Here is a 16589-nt window from a genome sequence, read left to right on the forward strand (position 1 = left end):
TCGCATGGAATCCGAACCGCGGCTGCAGCGCCGCACCTGGCCATCGGCAGTACTGCGCATGCTCGTGCTGTTGGTGGGATTCGTGTGCATGGTGGGGTTCGCGGTGGCGCTGGCCAAGGTCACCCTGCAGCCCTCGGCCGCGTCGGTGGACCTCACCCACACGAATCTGCGTCCCGGCGATTCGATCCGGATGTACCTGGACCAGCCGGCCTTCCGCGACACGGTCAAGCAGATCGGCGGCAATCTGCTGCTCGGCGTGCCCTTCGGGGTGCTGCTGCCGGTCCTGATCCCCAAGGCGCGCGGTTCGCTGCGGGTGGTGCTGGTGACCGCCGTGGTGATGCTGCTGGTCGAGGCGGCGCAGGGCGCCCTGGTCGAGGGACGCGCCTTCGACATCGACGATGTGATCCTCAATACCACCGGCGCCCTGGTCGGCTACCTGCTGCTGGGGCGGCGGCTCGGGCGGGCCCTGCACCCACGCCGACACCACTGGTGGCAGCGATCCGGCGGGCCGGCGGTAGCGGCTTCGGAGCGGCCCGCCCCCAAGAAGCAACGACCCACCCCGAAGAAGCAGCGACCCGCACCTGAAAAGCGCCGGCTCGCCCTGAAAAAACGCCCGTCCACCCCGAAGAAGCGCGGGCCCGCACCGAAGAAGTCCGCGCCCGCCGCCTGGTGGCGCTCGCTCAGGCCGGGTCGTCGGTGAGCTCGGCCACGCCCGTGATGCGGTGCAGCGGATACGTACGGACGTCGTCGGCGGTGTGGTCGTAGGCGGTGACGAAACCACCCTCGACACGGACCGGGGCGATCACCCGCCGGCTGGCCGCACCGTCGGCGTTGACGTAGCCGATCCAGAGCGCCGCCCCGGTCATCGCCGCGGCCTGGACGGTGGCGAGCGTCTCGGCCGCCGGGGTGCGGGGCAGGTCGCCCTGCTCGGGCACCGGTTTGTGGACCACGGTGGCGGCCGTGTCACCGGCCCTGATCGCCCGCAGCGCCGCGCCGAGCAGCGTGTCGTCGGGGGCCGGCGGGCCCTCCGGGACGGGAGCGGGGGCGCTGCGCGGCGGGGAGCGGTAGGCGTCGGCCCGGGTGATCACGACGTCGCCCTCGGCCGACTCGGCGGCGGGCGCGAAGCCCATCGAGCGGAGCCCTTCGAGCAGTTCGCCCGGATCGGCCTGGGCAGCCAGCACGGTGGGCGCGAGCCGCCGCAGCCGCAGCGGCTGGGAACGGGTGTCGGCCAGGATCTCGCTGAGCACCGCGTCGTCGTCGCAGCGTACGTACGAGGACGCGGCGCCGACTCGCAGATGACCGTGGCGCCTCGCCACGTCGTCGATGAGGTACGTCAGCGGCTGCGGTACCGGCGTGCGGCTGTGCGTGGCCAGGAAGGCGTGCAGGTCGGACGCCGTCTGCCCGGCGTCCAGCGCGCGGCGCACCGATCCCGCGGTGAAGCGGTAGACGGTGGCGCCGCCCTTGGACTCGATGTCGGCGGCGACGCCGAGCAGCTCGGCGAGCGGGCGTTCCAGCGGACCGGGTGCCACGGCGGTGAGGTCGGCCTGGAGCAGGACGTGGTCCAGCGGTTCCGGGATGAGCGGGGCCAGAGCCTCGGCGGCGCGGGCGCGGGCGGTGGCGAGCTCGGCCGAGGTGAGGGCGGCGGGCCCGGTGACCCGGCCCGGTTCCACACCGCCCAGGAGCGCCCTGCCGTGCGTGGCGAGGGCGCCGCGGCCGGTGATACCGAGCAGCTCCGTCTCGTTCAGCGTCCACTGGGCGATACGGGAACGCAGGTCGCCGACCGCGGTGGCGCCGTGCGCGTACCGGGCGGCGGCGATGTCGGCCGCCGGGCTCTGCCCGGCGCCGCGACCCGCGCTGGTACCGCGCACCGGACGTTCCCAGCGGAGCCGGGCCAGCAGCGATTCCGGCTCCGGCGCGGTGCCCGCGGGGAGGGTGGCCATCAGGGACAGCACCCTGCGGCGCACCTCGGGGGCGGCCGAGCGGTCCAGGTCCGGGCCCAGCGTCGACAGGGCGCGGCCCTTCGCGTCGAGGCCGCCGATCAGACCGGGGGTCCGGGTCGCGGTGAGCCAGGCGGTGACCAGGTCGGCCCAGCGGTCCTGGGGGGGCGAATCCAGCCAGGCGTCGTAGTACGGGGTGGCGGCGAACCGCTCGTCGGCCTCCCCATCGGTGGCCAACAGACCGGCGGCGTAAGCGAGTTCGATCCAGAACGCGGCCAGTTGCTCGGTGCAGTCCAGTGCGGTCGCGGTGCGCTTGAGGTCACGGACGCTGAGGCCGCCGGAGCGGAGCACGGCGGGGCCGCCCTCGTTCCAGTCCTTGAACAGTTCCTCGACGGTGTCGAGCGCGACGAAGGCCTGTCCGGCCGCCGCGGCGTCCACAGCCTGTGGACCGTACTCCCGGGCGGGCGCGACAGCGGGCGGCCGTGGCTCGGTGGACCGGTGCGCGCGTCCGGCGCGCAGATGCAGGGCGGCCTCCCGGGGGAGCACGACCGTGCGGGCGCTCGCGGGCAGCAGCAGACCGTGGTCACGGAGCCAGCGCACCGGACGGGTCGGGTCGGCGGTCACCTCTCCGTACGGCGGCCCCCAGACCAGCCTGCTCAGCACGTGCAGCGACTCCACCGGAGCCTCGTCGAGCAGCGCGGACATCCGCTGCCGGTCGGTGAAGAGCTCGGTCAGCGCGGCCACCGCGGACACCGAGTCGTGGGTGCCCGCGAGACCCACCGCGGTGACGATCTCCTGGACGCGGCCCGGCGACATCCCGACGGTGGCCTCGGCCACGGTCGGTCCGAGACCGGTCGGCGACGGGTGCGTGGGGGAGGGGGCGAGCAGTTCACGGGCGGTGCGCACCAACCGCAGGCGGTCGTCCGCGCCCCAGATCAGCGCCTGTTCCCGCAGCACCCCGACCGCGCCGGGCAGTTCGGCCGCCACCACCGGGTCGCAGTCGTCACCACCCATCAGGGCGAGCAGCGCCGGATACGGCGCGGGGTCGGGCGCGACGGCCAGCGCCTCCGCGGTCTGCAGGGTGAACCGGTCGAGGTGTTCCAGCGCCCGGATCACCGAAGCGCGGGTGCCCGCCCGGGTGGCGAGCGCGCCGATGTCGCCGGGCACCGGCGTCAGCAGATCCGGCCGCGCTCTCAGCAGGGCCTCGAGTGACGCGTCGTCACGGGTGCGCAAGGCCTCGGCGAGGGTGCGCGGTGGCGTGCTGTGTGTTCGTTCCGGCACGTGCGCCTCCCATAGAGCTGACCCCGGTCCCCATCCGGCCCACGTTACTGAGATTTGCGGGGGGATGGCGCATCGCCCCACGCCGGTCCGCCGACTTCGGCACCCGGCGGCGGGTGAGAAACGCTGCGGCCGGGTCGGGGCGCTACCGTCGGAACAGGCGGCGGGAAGGGGAGCGAGTCCGTGGGGATCGAGAGCGATCAACTCGTCTACGACTATCTGAGCCGGGTCGGCGACCTGGCCCAGCGGCAGCTGTCCTCCGGGGACCGGATGCGGCTCGTCTCCTCGCTCCGCAGCGAGATCGACCGGCAGCGCGCCCGGCCCGACGGCGAGGACACCGCCGCCGTGCTGCGGATCCTCGGCCGGCTGGGCACCCCCGCCGATCAGGTCGCGGCAGCGGTGGGCGGCGGGCCGCCCGGTACTCGGAGCGCCGGACCGGACACCGGGGCCGTCACCGGCGATGCACCGGAGCGCGGCGTCCGGGGCCGGGCTGTGCGGGACCGGGCTGCACGAGAGCGCGGCGTACGGGACCGGACGCGCCGCGTCCCGCGCCCGCGCCGGAACGAGAAGGCCGAACCGCTGCCCCGGTCGACCGCCGCGCTGCCGCCGCACCTGGCCGGGGAGGACGAACTCGGGCCGTCCGGCAGCGAGCCCGACTGGTGGCGCGTCGACGCGGACCCCTTCGGGCCCGGCGACGCGGTGCCCGGCTTCACCGGCGGGGTGGAGATCCCCGAGATACTGCGCCCGCCGGCCCGGCAGCAGGCCCGGCCCCGCGACGACGACGATGACGACTTCGACGACTTCGACGGCGAATCAGTGGACGACGAGTCCGGGTATGACACGTCCGTCGACGAAGAACCCGTCCGGGAATCAGGCCCGCGCCGCCGACTCCGGCTCCGCCGAAGGGTCCCGGTGGTGGTGGAGCCGGCCGTCGCGGCGCGCGGCTTCTCCAGCCCGTTCCTGCTGCTCGCCGCCATCGCTCTGATCGTCGGCGCGGTTCTCGGCAATCTCCTCGTGCTCGCCGTCGGCTGGCTCCTCGCCTACAGCTCCCGCCGGCTGAGCCGGCTGGAGGCGAAGGGGGCGGTGCTCGGGCTGCCCGCACTGGCCGTGGCCGGCGGCCTGGTCTGGCTGTGGGGGCGCGCCAACGGCCGCTGGGGCTCCCCGATCCCGGCGCACGGGATGGGCGAGGCGATCAGTGGTGAGTGGCCGGTCGTTCTCCGGGTGGCGGCCGGTGCGTCCGCTCTGTACCTGATCTGGCGGGCGCGGCGGCCCGTCGGATAGCGCCGTCGGCTGCGCGCGGCGGGGAAGGCAGGATGGGAGGCATGCTTTCGAACCCATCGGCCCGCACCTCCGCCCTGCCCCTGACGGTCGGCTTCGACCTCGACATGACGCTCATCGACTCCCGGCCCGGCATCCGGGCCACCTACCAGGCGCTTTCCGCCGAAACCGGCACGTACATCGACGCCGATCTCGCGGTGACCCGGCTCGGCCCGCCGCTCGAACTGGAGCTGGCGGAGTGGTTCCCCGCCGAGCGGATTCCGGCGATGGGCGACCGTTACCGTGCGATATACCCGGCCCACGCGATCGAGCCGTCCACCGCGATGGCCGGCGCCGCCGACGCGGTGGCGGCGGTCCAGCGGCTGGGCGGGCGGGCGATCGTGGTGACGGCCAAGCACGAGCCGAACGCCAAGCTGCACCTCGCCCACCTGGGCATCGAACCGGACGCCGTGATCGGCTGGCTCTGGGCGGAGGCCAAGGCCGAGGCACTGCGCGAGCACGGCGCGTCGGTGTACGTGGGCGACCACACCGGGGACGTCCGCGGTGCGCGGACGGCGGGCGCGTTCTCCGTCGCCGTACCGACCGGGCCGATCGGCGCGGACGAGCTGCGTGCGGCCGGGGCAGACGTCATCCTGACCGACCTGACGGAGTTCCCCGGCTGGCTGGCGGACTACGTGGCGGAACCCGCCGCGCGCCCCTGACGCCGCTGCGCGGCGACGGAGCGCAGCACACCGGCCGCCGCGACCAGGAATCCGACGCCCATCAGCATGCACACCGCGTAGGCGACCGACGGGAACGGATCCGTCCCCAGAAACAGCGGGGCCACGGTGACCAGGGTGGCCACGGCCCCGACGAAGAAGATGATCGCGCCGACCTGAACCAGCCGGTCACCGGCATGGACCTCGGTCGATTGGGTTTCATTGCTCACCCAGTCAGGGTAGTTCCTTGCGCGGAGGAACCATCCGGCGACGTCTTGTCACCAGTCCCAGGACCATTAGCCTGGGTCCTGGCGGGTCCCGGGACCCGCTGCAGTGCTATCCAGAGCCGTTTTCGCGGATTATTTTTCTACGAGTTCGAGGACAAGGACAGACGGTGCCGACCGGCAAAGTGAAATGGTTCAACTCGGAAAAGGGCTTCGGCTTTCTTTCCCGCGACGACGGAAACGATGTCTTCGTCCACTCGTCGGTGCTTCCGTCCGGGGTCGAGGCGCTCAAGCCCGGCCAGCGCGTCGAATTCGGTGTCGTCGCGGGACAGCGGGGTGACCAGGCACTGTCGGTGACCATCCTGGACCCGACGCCTTCGGTGGCGGCGGCGCAGCGGCGGAAGCCGGACGAGCTGGCGTCGATCGTCCAGGACCTGACGACGCTCCTGGAGAACATCACGCCGAGCCTGGAGCGGGGCCGCTACCCCGACAAGGCGGCCGGCGCGAAGATCGCGGGCCTGCTCAGAGCGGTCGCCGACCAACTGGACGTGTAGTCCCGGACCGGCGTGGGCGGGGGAACAGACCTCAGGGGAACGACAGCGCCCCCGCCCCCACCGCCGGCACCAGCCCCTCCGCCGCGGCCCGGGTGAGCAGCCCCCGTACCGCCGCATAGCCGTCCTCGCCCAGGTCGGCCGTGAACTCGTTCACGTAGAGCCCGATGTGCTGGTCGGCCACGGCCGGGTCCATCTCCTGGGAGTGGGCCAGCACATACGGCCGGGAGACTTCGGGAGCGTCCCAGGCCTGCCGTACGGACGACCGGATCACCTGAGCCAGTTCCCGCAGCCGCTCCTCGCCCAGCGACCGCTTCGCGATGATCGCGCCCAGCGGGATCGGCAGGCCGGTGGTCGTCTCCCAGTGCTCGCCCATGTCGGCCAGCGAGTGCAGGCCGTACTCCTGGTAGGTGAAGCGCGCCTCGTGGATGACCAGGCCGGCATCGACCTTGCCGTCGCGCACCGCGGGCATGATCTCGTGGAAGGGCAGCACGACGATCTCGCCGACCCCGCCGGGGACGACCTCCGCCGCCCACAGCCGGAAGAGCAGGTACGCCGTCGAGCGCTCGCTCGGCACGGCGACGGTCTTCCCGGTGAGGTCCACACCGCCTTCCTTCGTGAGCACCAGCGGGCCGCAACCACGGCCGAGCGCACCGCCGCAGGGCAGCAGCGTGTACTCCTCGAGCACCCATGGCAGCACCGCGTACGACACCTTCAGGATGTCCAGCTCGCCGCGCTCGGCCATGCCGTTGGTGAGGTCGATGTCCGCGAAGGTGACATCGATCGGCGGCGCCCCAGGCACCCGGCCGTGCGCCCAGGCGTCGAAGACGAAGGTGTCGTTCGGGCAGGGCGAAAACGCGATACGCATCGACTGCTCGGCGGAGTGGTCGGCGTCGGCGGAGTGGTCAGTCATGGGTCCAGCCTTCCAGTACGGGGGGAAGCTTCCCGAACGCATCGGTCAGCGCGGTCAGCGCCTCGCCGATGCGCCAGGCCGCCCGGTCGCGCGGCCCGACGGCGTTGGAGACCGTCCGGATCTCCAGCACCGGGACACCGGCCTGCGCCGCCGCCTCGGCGACGCCGAAGCCCTCCATCGCCTCGGCCACCGCCCGGGGATGCGCGGCCAGCAGGGCGGCGGCCCGGTCGGCGGTGCCGGTGACGGTCGAGACGGTGAGCACGGTGCCGGTCGTCGCGGCGGTGGCGGCGGCCACCGCCCGTACCAGCGTGGCGGGAGGGCGGTGTTCCACCGTGCCGAAGCCGAGGGCGGTCACCGGCACGAAGCCGTCGGGGGTGTCGGCGCCCAGATCGGCGGCGACGATCGCGTCGGCGACGAGCAGCGAGCCGGGCGCGGCGCGGAACCCGCCGCCGACCCCGGCCGAGACGACCAGGCGGTACGAACCGGTGGCCAGCGCCGTCGCGGTGGCCGCGGCGGCCGCGGCCGGGCCGACCCCGGCCGCGATCACGTCATAGCCGGGGAGACCGCCGAACGCGCGCGTGACCGCGTCCCGCTCGGCGGGAACCGCGGTCACGACCAGGACGCGCAAGGCGGTCAGGCGTCCTTCTTGAACTTGAACGACCAGAGACCGTAGACCTTGTCGGTGCCGTTGCCCATGGCCACCGCGACGGTCGTCGCGTCGCCCTTGGCGCCGTACTGCGCGTTGAAGAACACGCTGCCCGGGATGTTGGTGAAGGTCTTGGTGGACTTGGCGGTCAGCGGCTGACCGTTCATCAGCAGCGTCCAGCCCTTGTCGGCGATCGCCGGGTCCACGCCGATGCGCACGGTGGCGTCCGGGTCCACCTTGAGGGTCGTGACGTCCTTCTTGTCCGCGGCGCAGTTCCTGGTCGAGGACGCGTCCAGCGGCTTGCCGTCGTTGTAGCAGGCGGCCTGGGCGTGCACGGAGTCGGTGCCGACCGTCACGGTGGCGTTGGGGGTCGGCTTGTCGCAGGCGGACAGCACAAGGAGTCCCGCGGACAGGGCACCGAGGGCGGCAGCTGTGCGGCGGCCCCTGGCGGAAAGAAGCGCAACGGTCATGGCCGAAGGCTATCGTCCGGTGCAGGTCACGCCACGCGGGGGTGCGGTGCGCCGCGTTTGGTCGCCTGCAGCAGCCCTCGTACGGTCCCGACGACGCCCGCGGTGACCAGTGCGGAAGCCACCGACATGCCCAGCACGCCGTTGAGCGGCAGCGCGATTCCGATGACGCCGCCGACCACCCAGGCCATCTGGAGCAGCGTCTCGGACCTGGCGAACGCCGACGTCCGCACCTCTTCCGGCACATCCCGCTGGATCATCGCGTCCAGCGACAGCTTGCCGAGCGCCTGCGAGATCCCGGCGACCGCGGCGAGCAGCGCCAGCAGGACCGGCGTGAAGAAGACCGCGGTGATCACGGCGGTGCCCAGCGCCAGCGCCAGCACCGCGGCGATCATGATCTCCGGGCGGCGGGAGCGCAGCAGCGCGCCGACCGCGGTGCCCAGCGCGTTGCCGGCGCCCGCCGCGACCCCGACGATGCCCAACGACACCGCCGCGCTCTGCCCCGCCAGGGGGTGCACCCGCAGCAGAAACGCCAGGAAGAAGATCAGGAAGCCGGAGAGACAGCGCAAGGTGGCGTTGGCCAGCAGCCCCTTGAAGACCGACGGGCCGACCGTACGGAGCGAAGGCTTCCGCTCCTGCTCCACCAGCCGGGCCTTGTGCTCACCCCTCGACGAGTCCACCTTCGGCGGCAGCGTGAAGGCCAGGAACGTGCCGAAGCCGAAGACCACGCAGGCGCCGTAGAGCGGCCACGGCGAGCCGATGTGCTGGAGCCCCGCGCCGATCGGCGCCCCGATCCCGGTCGCCAGCAGACCGCCCAGCGTCACCCGGGAATTGGCCTTCACCAGCGAGAACCGCGGCGGCAGCAGCCGCGGCACCACGGCGCTGCGCACCACGCCGTACGCCTTCGACGCGACCAGCACGCCGAGCGCGGCCGGGTAGAGCTCCAGGCCACCGGTGGCCACCGCGCCCGACATGGTGATGGCGAGCAGCGCCCTGGCCAGCATCGCGCCGGCCATCGCGGCCCGGCGGCCGTGCGGAAGCCGGTCGAGCAGCGGTCCGATCACCGGGGCGAGCAGCGCGAACGGCGCCATGGTGACCGCCAGATACAGCGCGACCCGGCCGCGGGCCTGGTCCGTCGGCACGGAGAAGAACACGGTGGAGGCGAGGGCCACGGTGATCATGACGTCGCCCATGCTGTTCACCGCGTGCAGCTCGATCAGTTTGCCGAGCCCCGACTCACCTGCCCCATGGGCGTGGGTGGCCCTTCTGATCCCTTTCGCGGTGCCGGTGAACGGCCGGTAGAGGGCATGACCGACCGCGCGGCCCGCTCTGCGCGCCGTGCCGGTTCGGTGGGACGACCTTGCGGTGGTCACCCCGTCATAGTGCCCCAACCCCGTACGACCCGAACCGGGATTCGGACGGGCAGGTGGGACCCGAGCCGGAGAGAGGGTAGCGTGCACAGAGGCTGCCGACCTTTCCCGGGCGGGCCCGCGACGCCTGTCACCGCACTTCGCTGCGCTGTCGGGGACCGCGAGTAGCGTCCGCTACTCGGGCGATCCCCGGCTTGCGATGCGGCGCCGGACGCCGCGGGCTCATCCGCCCGGGAGCGATCGGCAGCCTCCAGCGCGCCACCGGCGGTTGCCCTTGGCTGTGCGCCTCTCCGTTATCCCGCAGAATGGGTAGGAGTAGGTGCCGCCCCGGGCATGTCGGGCGCGGACGTTGACGCGGTCCCCAGGTCCGCTCCGCCCGTTCCCGTACACGATGTTCGTCCGGCGCACCCGTGAGACGGCGTAGGAGAGAAGCGAGACCTGTGAGTGCTGCGACGACAAGAAGCCGTACCCCTGACCGCCTGTGCGCCGAGGCAGTGGGCCTGGCCCGTGAGGCTGCCGAGGAGGCCGCCTTCCCCGGGGTGGTCGGTGAGCACGTCTCCATGGTGGCGGAGGGTGACCGGGTCGTCACCCACTACTTCGAATGCAAGGAAGCCGGCTACCGGGGGTGGCGCTGGGCGGTGACGGTCGCCCGCGCCTCGCGGGCCAAGTTCGTCACGCTGGACGAGACGGTCCTGCTGCCCGGCCCCGATTCGCTGCTGGCCCCCGAGTGGGTGCCGTGGAGCGAGCGGCTGCGCCCCGGCGACCTGGGCCCCGGCGACCTGCTGCCCACCGAGGCGGAGGACCTTCGCCTGGAGCCCGGATACTCCGGCGAGGACGCGCCGCCGCCGAACTCCGTCGTCTCCGAGGAACTCGCCGAGCGGGTCGACGCGGAGGACGCCGAGGTCACCGACCGCACCGCGGTCCCGGCCCGCGGCACGCTCGCCGCGGTCGCCGAGGAACTCGGCATGCGCCGCGCGCGGGTCCTCTCCCGCTACGGCCTGCACCTCGCGGCCGACCGCTGGGACGAGGAGTACGGCCCCCGCACCCCCATGGCCCAAGCGGCCCCCGCCACCTGCGCGTCCTGCGCCTTCCTGCTGCCGCTGGCCGGTTCGCTGCGGCAGGCCTTCGGCGTCTGCTCCAACGAGTTCAGCCCCGGGGACGGGCACGTGGTCTCCCTCTCCTACGGCTGCGGCGGCCACTCCGAGGCAGCCGTCATGCCGGCCCCGCCGCGGCCGGCCGCGCTGGTGCTCGACTCGACGGCCGCAGATGTCTTTGCCCTGCGGCCGGATCCGGCCGGGGGGTCGGTGCCGGTGGAGTCCGCCGGGGCGGAGGATCTGGGGCACTCCTGAGGGGCCGGACGCCCGGTCCCCTTCTGGGGCTCTGCCCCAGACCCCGGTCCTCGAGCTCCGGACGGGCTTGATTTTGCTTGGGCGTCAGCGTCCCGCTGTGACATCGGGGTGGACCGAGACCCGACGGGTGCGGTGTGAGCTGGGGTGGGTGCGGAGGGGCGGGGAGGGGACAAGCGCCGCAGGCACACCCGCCCACCCCCACGCGGTACGTTCCCCCTCAGACCCCGCCCCGCAAGAAGGAGCCACGAGCCGTGATCGTGAAAGACACGAACGGAGCCGACCCCTTCGGCACGGCCCGCATCCGACACGGCGTCCTGGACGCCTGGGCCACCACCCCCGCCCGCTTCCGCGAGGACGCCAACGCCGAGGAAGACCTCGCCCTGGGCGGCTACCGCGACCGCCTCGTCGTCGAGCTGGCCCAGAACGCGGCGGACGCCGCAGCCCGGGCCGGCGTGCCGGGCCGGTTCCGGCTGACGCTGCGACCGGGCACCGGCGGCGACCCCGCCGTACTGGTCGCGGCCAACACCGGCGCCCACCTGGACGCGACGGGCGTCGAGTCGCTGAGCACCCTCCGGGCCTCCGCCAAACGCACCGAGGCCGACACGGAAGCCGCCGTCGGCCGCTTCGGCGTCGGCTTCGCCGCCGTCCTCGCGGTGAGCGACGAGCCGGCCGTCATCGGCCGGCACGGCGGCGTCCGGTGGTCCCTCGCCGAGGCCCGCGAGCTGGCGACCGACGCCGCACACCGGGCCCCGGCCGCCCCGGGCCCGGGCCTGGACGACGAACTGCGCCGCCGCGACGGCCACGTACCCCTGCTACGGCTGCCGCTGCCCGCCGAGGGCTCCGCGCCGGACGGTTACGACACCGTGGTCATCCTGCCGTTGCGCGACGGCGGCGCCGAGGATCTGGTTCAGCGGCTGATCGCCGCGATCGACGACGCGCTGCTGCTGACCCTGCCGGGTCTCACCGAGGTCGCCGTCGAGACCCCGCAGGGTCTCCGCACCCTGACCCGTACGGCGCACGGCCGGTACGTCCACATCACCGACACAACAACGGGGCCCGCCGCACCCACCACCCGCACCACCCGCTGGCGGACCGTGAGCGGCCAGGGCCCGCTGGACCGGGAGCTGCTCGAAGGCCGCCCCGTCGAGGAACGGCTGCGGCCGCACTGGTCGGTGACCTGGGCCGTCCCGGTGGACGCCGATGGTGCCCCGGTGCGCCCGCGCACCACGCCCGTGGTGCACGCGCCCACCCCGACCGACGAGCCGCTGGGCGTACCCGCCCTGCTGATCGCCTCGCTGCCGCTGGACACCACCCGCCGCCACCCGGCGCCCGGACCGCTCACCGACTTCCTGGTGCAGCGCGCGGCCGACTGCTACGCCGAGCTGCTCGGCGGCTGGCAGCCGGTATCGGTCGGCACCATCGACCTGGTGCCCGGGCCGCTCGGCAAGGGCGAACTGGACGGCGCGCTGCGGGCGGCGATCCTGCAGCGGCTGGCCCGGGTCGCCTTCCTCGCCCCCGCCGCGCCCCGCTCCGCCGACACCGACGAGTTCGGGGAGGAGCCCGCCGCTCCGGTCGACGAGACCGGCGACGAGCCGGGCGACCGGCCGGCCGCGCTGCGGCCCTTCGAGGCCGAGGTCGTCGAGGGCGCCGGCGCCGACACCGTACGGGTGCTGGCCGAGGTGCTGCCGACGCTGCTGCCCGCAGGCCTGGAACGCCGCCCCGAGCTGCGCACCCTGGGCGTCGGGCGGCTGACGCTCGGCGACGCCATCGACCGTATCGGCGGCGCCGAACGTGCCCCGTCCTGGTGGCGGCGGCTGTACGAGACGCTGGCCGGCGTCGACCCCGACCAGCTGGCCGGGCTGCCGGTGCCGCTCGCGTCGGGCCGTACGGCGGTCGGTCCCCGGCAGGTGCTGCTGCCGCTCGCCGAAACCCCGGCGAACCTGACCCGGCTCGGCCTGAAGGTGGCCCACCCGGACGCCGCGCACCCCCTCCTGGAGAAGCTCGGCGCGGCGCCCGCCACGCCCCGTGCCGTACTGACGACCCCGCAGGTCCGGGCCGCCGTCGCGGCTTCGTTGGACGAGGGCGAGATCTGGGAGGAGGACGCGCCGGACTCCGACGAACTCGCCGAGATCGTGCTCGCTCTCGTACAGGAGGCGAATCTCGAGCCGGGCGACGAGCCCTGGCTCGCCGCCCTGGCCCTCCCCGACGAGGACGGTGAACCCGCCCCGGCCGGCGAACTCGTACTGCCCGGCAGCCCGTTCGCGCAGATCATGCACGAGGACGAACTCGCGCTGTGTGACAGCGAGCTGGCCGAGCGCTGGGGCGAACAGCCGCTGACCGCCTGCGGGGTGCTGGCCGGTTTCGCCCTGGTGCGCGCCACGGACGTCGTGCTGGACCCGGACGAGCTGGAGCCGCGCGAGAGCGACTTCGCCGAGCCCGACGACCCGGGCCTGCTGGACGCGGTGGACGTCTGGTGCGAGGACGTGCTCGACCAGCTGCAATTGACGCTGCCAACGCGAAGCGGTGCCGATGAGGGGTGGTGGTCGGGCGACGGGCGGGCCCACGTGCCGCCGGTCGCGACCGAGATCATCGCCGTCCGGGACCTGGACCTGGTCGACGACGACAAGTGGCCGCAGGCCCTCGCCCTGCTGGCGCAGCCCCCGCTCCGGGACGCGCTGACCCAGCAGGTCCGGGTCCTGCTGCCCGACGGCACGACCGCCTCGGTCCGCTCGTACACCGCCTGGTGGCTGCGGGACCACCCGGTGCTGGACGGCCGCCGCCCGGCCGGTCTGCGCTCGGCGGGCGGCGACCGGCTGCTGGCCGGTCTCTACGACGAGGTGGACGCCACCGGCTTCGACGACGAGCAGGTGCTGCGGGCGCTGGGCGTCCGGACCTCGGTGGCCGGCCTGCTCGACGAGCCCGGCGGCGCGGCCGAGCTGCTCGGCCGGCTGGCCGATCCGGACCGCGAGGTGTCCGCGCGTCAGTTGCACGCGCTGTACGGCGAGCTGGCCCGGCTCGACCCGGAACAGGTCACGCTGCCCGACGAGTTGCGGGCCGTGGTGGACGGCGAGGTACGGGTGGTGGACGCGTCCGACGCGCTGGTGGCAGACGCCCCCGACCTCTTGCCGCTGACCTCGGGCACCCCCCTGCTCCCGGTGGCCCCGGACCGCGCGGCCGACCTGGCCGAGCTGCTCCAGGTCCGACGGCTCAGCGAGACGGTGCGGCCCGAGGTGACCACGGCGGGCGAGGAACACGACGTGCCGGAGGCGGTCCGGGTACTGCTCGGACCCGGCACCCCCGACACGTACATCGAGCACGAGGAGCTGTTGGCGGACGGCATCGAGCTGGACTGGCATCGCACCCGCGACGGCGTCCTGCACGCCGCCACGCTGGAGGGCGTCGCGGCCGGACTGGCCTGGTCGGCCGGGCAGTGGCCGCGCCGCTTCGAGGTGGCGGCGCTGATCGAGGACCCGTCCCGCACGGACGAGCTGGCGAGGGACCGCTGGTTCGACTGACCCGCCGCTTCGACTGGCCCGCTGGTCCGACTGGCCCGCTGGGGTTCGACCGGCCGCGCGATGCCGGGCGCCGCGACGCCCTACTGCGGCGCGGCCCCGGGCTCAGGACCGGCCCCCGGCTCGGCCGTCGCGGCCCGCTTGAGCGCGGCGTCGCGCCCCCGGACGTACCAGACGCCGATCAGCCCCAGCCCGGCGCCGGCCGCGCAGGTCCACAGCCACCACAGATGCCCGTGGTCGTCGAACCAGCCGTAGAAGGGCAGCTGGACGAGGAAGAGGACGAACCAGATGATCGTGCCGCCGGTGACCGTGGCGACGACCGGGCCCTCGAGGGGCTCGGGTGCCTCATGCGTTGGTGTCCACTTCGCCATGGCCTCAGTCTATGCGGGGCCCGTTCGGCCGGCCCCGGCCAGTGCCCCGGCCGGACGGCACAAGGGTCTACGCGCGGAGATAGCGATCTTCGACCTATGTATTCATACTGAAACGGCTTTTGAATGACTGGTTATATTCGTGACTGGTTATATACGTGCGAACGTCCAACTCTGGCCGTTTTCCATCGCCCCATGACAACTGAGGTCAGCGCATGTCTTCCTCGGCCACCGCTCCGGTCGACGCCACGAAGCCGCCGCCCCCCGGCGGACAGAATGCCCTTGACCGCTTCTTCAAGATCTCCGAGCGGGGGTCGTCGGTCGCCCGGGAGATCCGCGGCGGATTCGCCACCTTCTTCGCGATGGCCTACATCATCGTGCTCAACCCGATCATCCTGGGCAGCGGGCACGACATGTACGGGCACCACCTCAACGGCGGCCAGCTGGTCACCGCCACGGTGCTGACCGCTGCCTTCTCCACGCTGCTGATGGGCGTCATCGGCAATGTGCCGATCGCGCTGGCGGCCGGCCTCGGTGTGAACACCGTGGTGGCCCTCCAGCTGGCGCCGCGGATGAGCTGGCCGGACGCGATGGGCATGGTGGTACTGGCGGGCATCGTGGTGATGCTCCTGGTCGCCACCGGGCTCCGGGAGCGGGTCATGAGCGCCGTGCCGCTCGGCCTGCGCAAGGGCATCGCGATCGGCATCGGCTTCTTCATCCTGCTGATCGGCCTCGTCGACTCGGGCTTCGTCTCCCGCGTCACCGACAACGCCCACACCACGGTCCCGCTCCAGCTCGGCTCCGACGGGCACCTGCACGGCTGGCCGGTGCTGATCTTCGCGGTCGGCGTGCTGCTGACCCTCGGGCTGATCATCCGCAAGGTGTCCGGCGCGATCCTGATCTCCATCGTGGCGATGACCATCGCCGCCATGATCATCGAAGCCGTCACCAAGGTGCCCAGCTGGGGTCTGACCACCCCGAAGTGGCCCGGCAACCCCGTCGCCTCACCCGACTTCGGTCTGGTCGGTCACCTGAGCCTGTTCGGCGGGTTCCACAAGGTCGGTGTCCTGACCGGCGTGCTCTTCGTCTTCACCGTGCTGCTCTCGTCCTTCTTCGACGCCATGGGCACCATCCTCGGTGTCGGCGACGAGGCCAAGCTGATGGACGAGGACGGCAAGTTCCCGGGCATCAACAAGGTGCTGTTCGTCGACGGCATCGCGGTCGCGGCGGGCGGTGTGACCTCCTCGTCCGCCAACACCTGCTTCGTGGAGTCCACCGCCGGTGTCGGCGAAGGCGCCCGTACCGGTCTGGCGAGCGTCGTCAGCGGTCTGCTCTTCACGGTGGCGCTGTTCCTCACCCCGGTGGCGACCATGGTCCCCTCACAGGCGGCCACCCCGGCCCTGGTGGCCGTCGGCTTCCTGATCCTGGCGGGCAATGTCAGGGACATCGACTGGTCCGACTTCACCATCGCTGTCCCGGCCTTCCTGGCCATGGTGATGATGCCGTTCACCTACTCCATCACCAACGGCATCGGTATCGGCTTCATCTCCTTCGTCGTGCTGCGGGCGGCGGCCGGGCGGTGGCGCGACATCCCGGTCGCGATGTACGTCGTCTCGCTGGTCTTCGTCTTCTACTACGCGATGCCGGCCCTGGGTCTGACCTGACCGGCTGGCCTGACCCGATCATTGCCGACCGGGCCTGACCTGACCGACTCGGTTCAGGTGCGACCGTAGAACTTCTCGGTCTCCTCGACCGCTGCTTGAAACCGTTCGTCGAAGTCGTCGCGAATGAGCGTCCGGACCACGTAGTCCTGGACGCTCATTCCGCGTTTGGCGGCATGATCGCGAAGCCGGTCCAGTAGCTCACCGTCTATGCGCAGGCTGAGCACAGTCGATCCCATACCGACCAGGGTTGCGCCGCCGAGCGTCGTCGTGCGTCATCTTCGTGCCTCGCCTCACTCATATGGGTGATGTCGCTCACCGGACGGCATACTCGAGT

At 72.8% G+C, this 16589-nt stretch carries 15 protein-coding genes; 7 read left to right on the plus strand and 8 right to left on the minus strand.

What is annotated here, in order from left to right:
• Positions 1-4 precede the first annotated feature (4 nt).
• Positions 5-700 carry a VanZ family protein gene (locus AB0436_RS27655; protein WP_366470659.1) on the plus strand — a complete coding sequence of 232 codons (696 nt, stop codon included), beginning with the start codon at positions 5-7 and terminating at the stop codon, positions 698-700.
• On the opposite strand, the gene AB0436_RS27660 is transcribed toward AB0436_RS27655, so the two are convergent.
• Positions 681-3218 carry a helicase C-terminal domain-containing protein gene (locus tag AB0436_RS27660; RefSeq protein WP_366470660.1) on the minus strand — a complete coding sequence of 846 codons (2538 nt, stop codon included), beginning with the start codon at positions 3216-3218 and terminating at the stop codon, positions 681-683. The genes AB0436_RS27655 and AB0436_RS27660 overlap by 20 nt on opposite strands.
• 180 nt (positions 3219-3398) lie before the next feature.
• Here AB0436_RS27660 and AB0436_RS27665 point away from each other — a divergent pair, with 180 nt between their 5' ends.
• Both AB0436_RS27665 and AB0436_RS27670 read left to right on the plus strand, forming a co-directional pair.
• Positions 3399-4496 (plus strand): hypothetical protein, encoded by a 1098-nt coding sequence (locus AB0436_RS27665; protein WP_366470661.1) that lies wholly within the window; start codon positions 3399-3401, stop codon positions 4494-4496.
• 41 nt (positions 4497-4537) lie between these two features.
• On the plus strand, positions 4538-5194 hold the full coding sequence (locus AB0436_RS27670; protein ID WP_366470662.1) for a haloacid dehalogenase-like hydrolase: 657 nt from the start codon (positions 4538-4540) through the stop codon (positions 5192-5194).
• On the opposite strand, the gene AB0436_RS27675 is transcribed toward AB0436_RS27670, so the two are convergent.
• Positions 5164-5421, minus strand: coding sequence for a hypothetical protein (locus tag AB0436_RS27675; RefSeq protein WP_366470663.1), 258 nt, complete (start codon positions 5419-5421; stop codon positions 5164-5166). The two genes, AB0436_RS27670 and AB0436_RS27675, sit on opposite strands and share 31 nt — an antisense overlap.
• A gap of 164 nt (positions 5422-5585) precedes the next feature.
• On the opposite strand from AB0436_RS27675, the gene AB0436_RS27680 reads away from it, so the two are divergent.
• Entirely contained in the window at positions 5586-5969 is a 384-nt protein-coding gene (locus AB0436_RS27680) for a cold-shock protein (RefSeq protein WP_365857037.1), read from the plus strand.
• A gap of 31 nt (positions 5970-6000) precedes the next feature.
• Here the strand turns inward: AB0436_RS27680 and AB0436_RS27685 are convergent, their stop codons facing one another.
• From AB0436_RS27685 to AB0436_RS27700, 4 genes are read right to left on the minus strand one after another with little or no spacing between them, the layout of a single operon-like run.
• Complete coding sequence (locus AB0436_RS27685; RefSeq protein ID WP_366470664.1) at positions 6001-6879, minus strand: 1,4-dihydroxy-6-naphthoate synthase; 879 nt, start codon at positions 6877-6879, stop codon at positions 6001-6003.
• Entirely contained in the window at positions 6872-7507 is a 636-nt protein-coding gene (locus tag AB0436_RS27690; protein ID WP_366470665.1) for a futalosine hydrolase, read from the minus strand. The genes AB0436_RS27685 and AB0436_RS27690 overlap by 8 nt, the downstream gene beginning before the upstream one ends.
• 5 nt (positions 7508-7512) lie before the next feature.
• Complete coding sequence (locus tag AB0436_RS27695) at positions 7513-7995, minus strand: DUF2771 domain-containing protein (protein WP_366470666.1); 483 nt, start codon at positions 7993-7995, stop codon at positions 7513-7515.
• A gap of 26 nt (positions 7996-8021) precedes the next feature.
• The gene (locus AB0436_RS27700; RefSeq protein ID WP_366470667.1) at positions 8022-9365 is read right to left on the minus strand and encodes an MFS transporter; all 1344 of its coding nucleotides are present in this window, start codon (positions 9363-9365) and stop codon (positions 8022-8024) included.
• Between the two features lie 437 nt (positions 9366-9802).
• Here AB0436_RS27700 and AB0436_RS27705 point away from each other — a divergent pair, with 437 nt between their 5' ends.
• Positions 9803-10711: a DUF3027 domain-containing protein gene (locus AB0436_RS27705; protein ID WP_366470668.1), complete on the plus strand. Its 909-nt coding sequence runs from the start codon at positions 9803-9805 to the stop codon at positions 10709-10711.
• 257 nt (positions 10712-10968) lie between these two features.
• Entirely contained in the window at positions 10969-14226 is a 3258-nt protein-coding gene (locus AB0436_RS27710; protein ID WP_366470739.1) for a molecular chaperone Hsp90, read from the plus strand.
• 80 nt (positions 14227-14306) lie between these two features.
• On the opposite strand, the gene AB0436_RS27715 is transcribed toward AB0436_RS27710, so the two are convergent.
• Positions 14307-14594 (minus strand): DUF2530 domain-containing protein, encoded by a 288-nt coding sequence (locus AB0436_RS27715; RefSeq protein ID WP_366470669.1) that lies wholly within the window; start codon positions 14592-14594, stop codon positions 14307-14309.
• A gap of 212 nt (positions 14595-14806) precedes the next feature.
• On the opposite strand from AB0436_RS27715, the gene AB0436_RS27720 reads away from it, so the two are divergent.
• Positions 14807-16255, plus strand: coding sequence for an NCS2 family permease (locus tag AB0436_RS27720; RefSeq protein ID WP_366470670.1), 1449 nt, complete (start codon positions 14807-14809; stop codon positions 16253-16255).
• Positions 16256-16308: 53 nt separating this feature from the next.
• On the opposite strand, the gene AB0436_RS27725 is transcribed toward AB0436_RS27720, so the two are convergent.
• On the minus strand, positions 16309-16491 hold the full coding sequence (locus AB0436_RS27725) for a ribbon-helix-helix protein, CopG family (protein ID WP_366470671.1): 183 nt from the start codon (positions 16489-16491) through the stop codon (positions 16309-16311).
• Positions 16492-16589: the final 98 nt, after the last annotated feature.

Origin of the sequence: Streptomyces sp. NPDC051322, assembly GCF_040689485.1 — a bacterium.
Classification (GTDB): Bacteria; Actinomycetota; Actinomycetes; order Streptomycetales; family Streptomycetaceae; genus Streptomyces.

Bases quoted from the DNA above. Each gene is read 5' to 3' on its own strand.
- AB0436_RS27715 (WP_366470669.1), bottom strand. From the start codon at position 14,594: ATGGCGAAGTGGACACCAACGCATGAGGCACCCGAGCCCCTCGAGGGC.
- AB0436_RS27670 (WP_366470662.1), top strand. From the start codon at position 4,538: ATGCTTTCGAACCCATCGGCCCGCACCTCCGCCCTGCCCCTGACGGTC.
- AB0436_RS27655 (WP_366470659.1), top strand. From the start codon at position 5: ATGGAATCCGAACCGCGGCTGCAGCGCCGCACCTGGCCATCGGCAGTA.
- AB0436_RS27685 (WP_366470664.1), bottom strand. From the start codon at position 6,879: ATGACTGACCACTCCGCCGACGCCGACCACTCCGCCGAGCAGTCGATG.
- AB0436_RS27725 (WP_366470671.1), bottom strand. From the start codon at position 16,491: ATGGGATCGACTGTGCTCAGCCTGCGCATAGACGGTGAGCTACTGGAC.
- AB0436_RS27720 (WP_366470670.1), top strand. From the start codon at position 14,807: ATGTCTTCCTCGGCCACCGCTCCGGTCGACGCCACGAAGCCGCCGCCC.
- AB0436_RS27695 (WP_366470666.1), bottom strand. From the start codon at position 7,995: ATGACCGTTGCGCTTCTTTCCGCCAGGGGCCGCCGCACAGCTGCCGCC.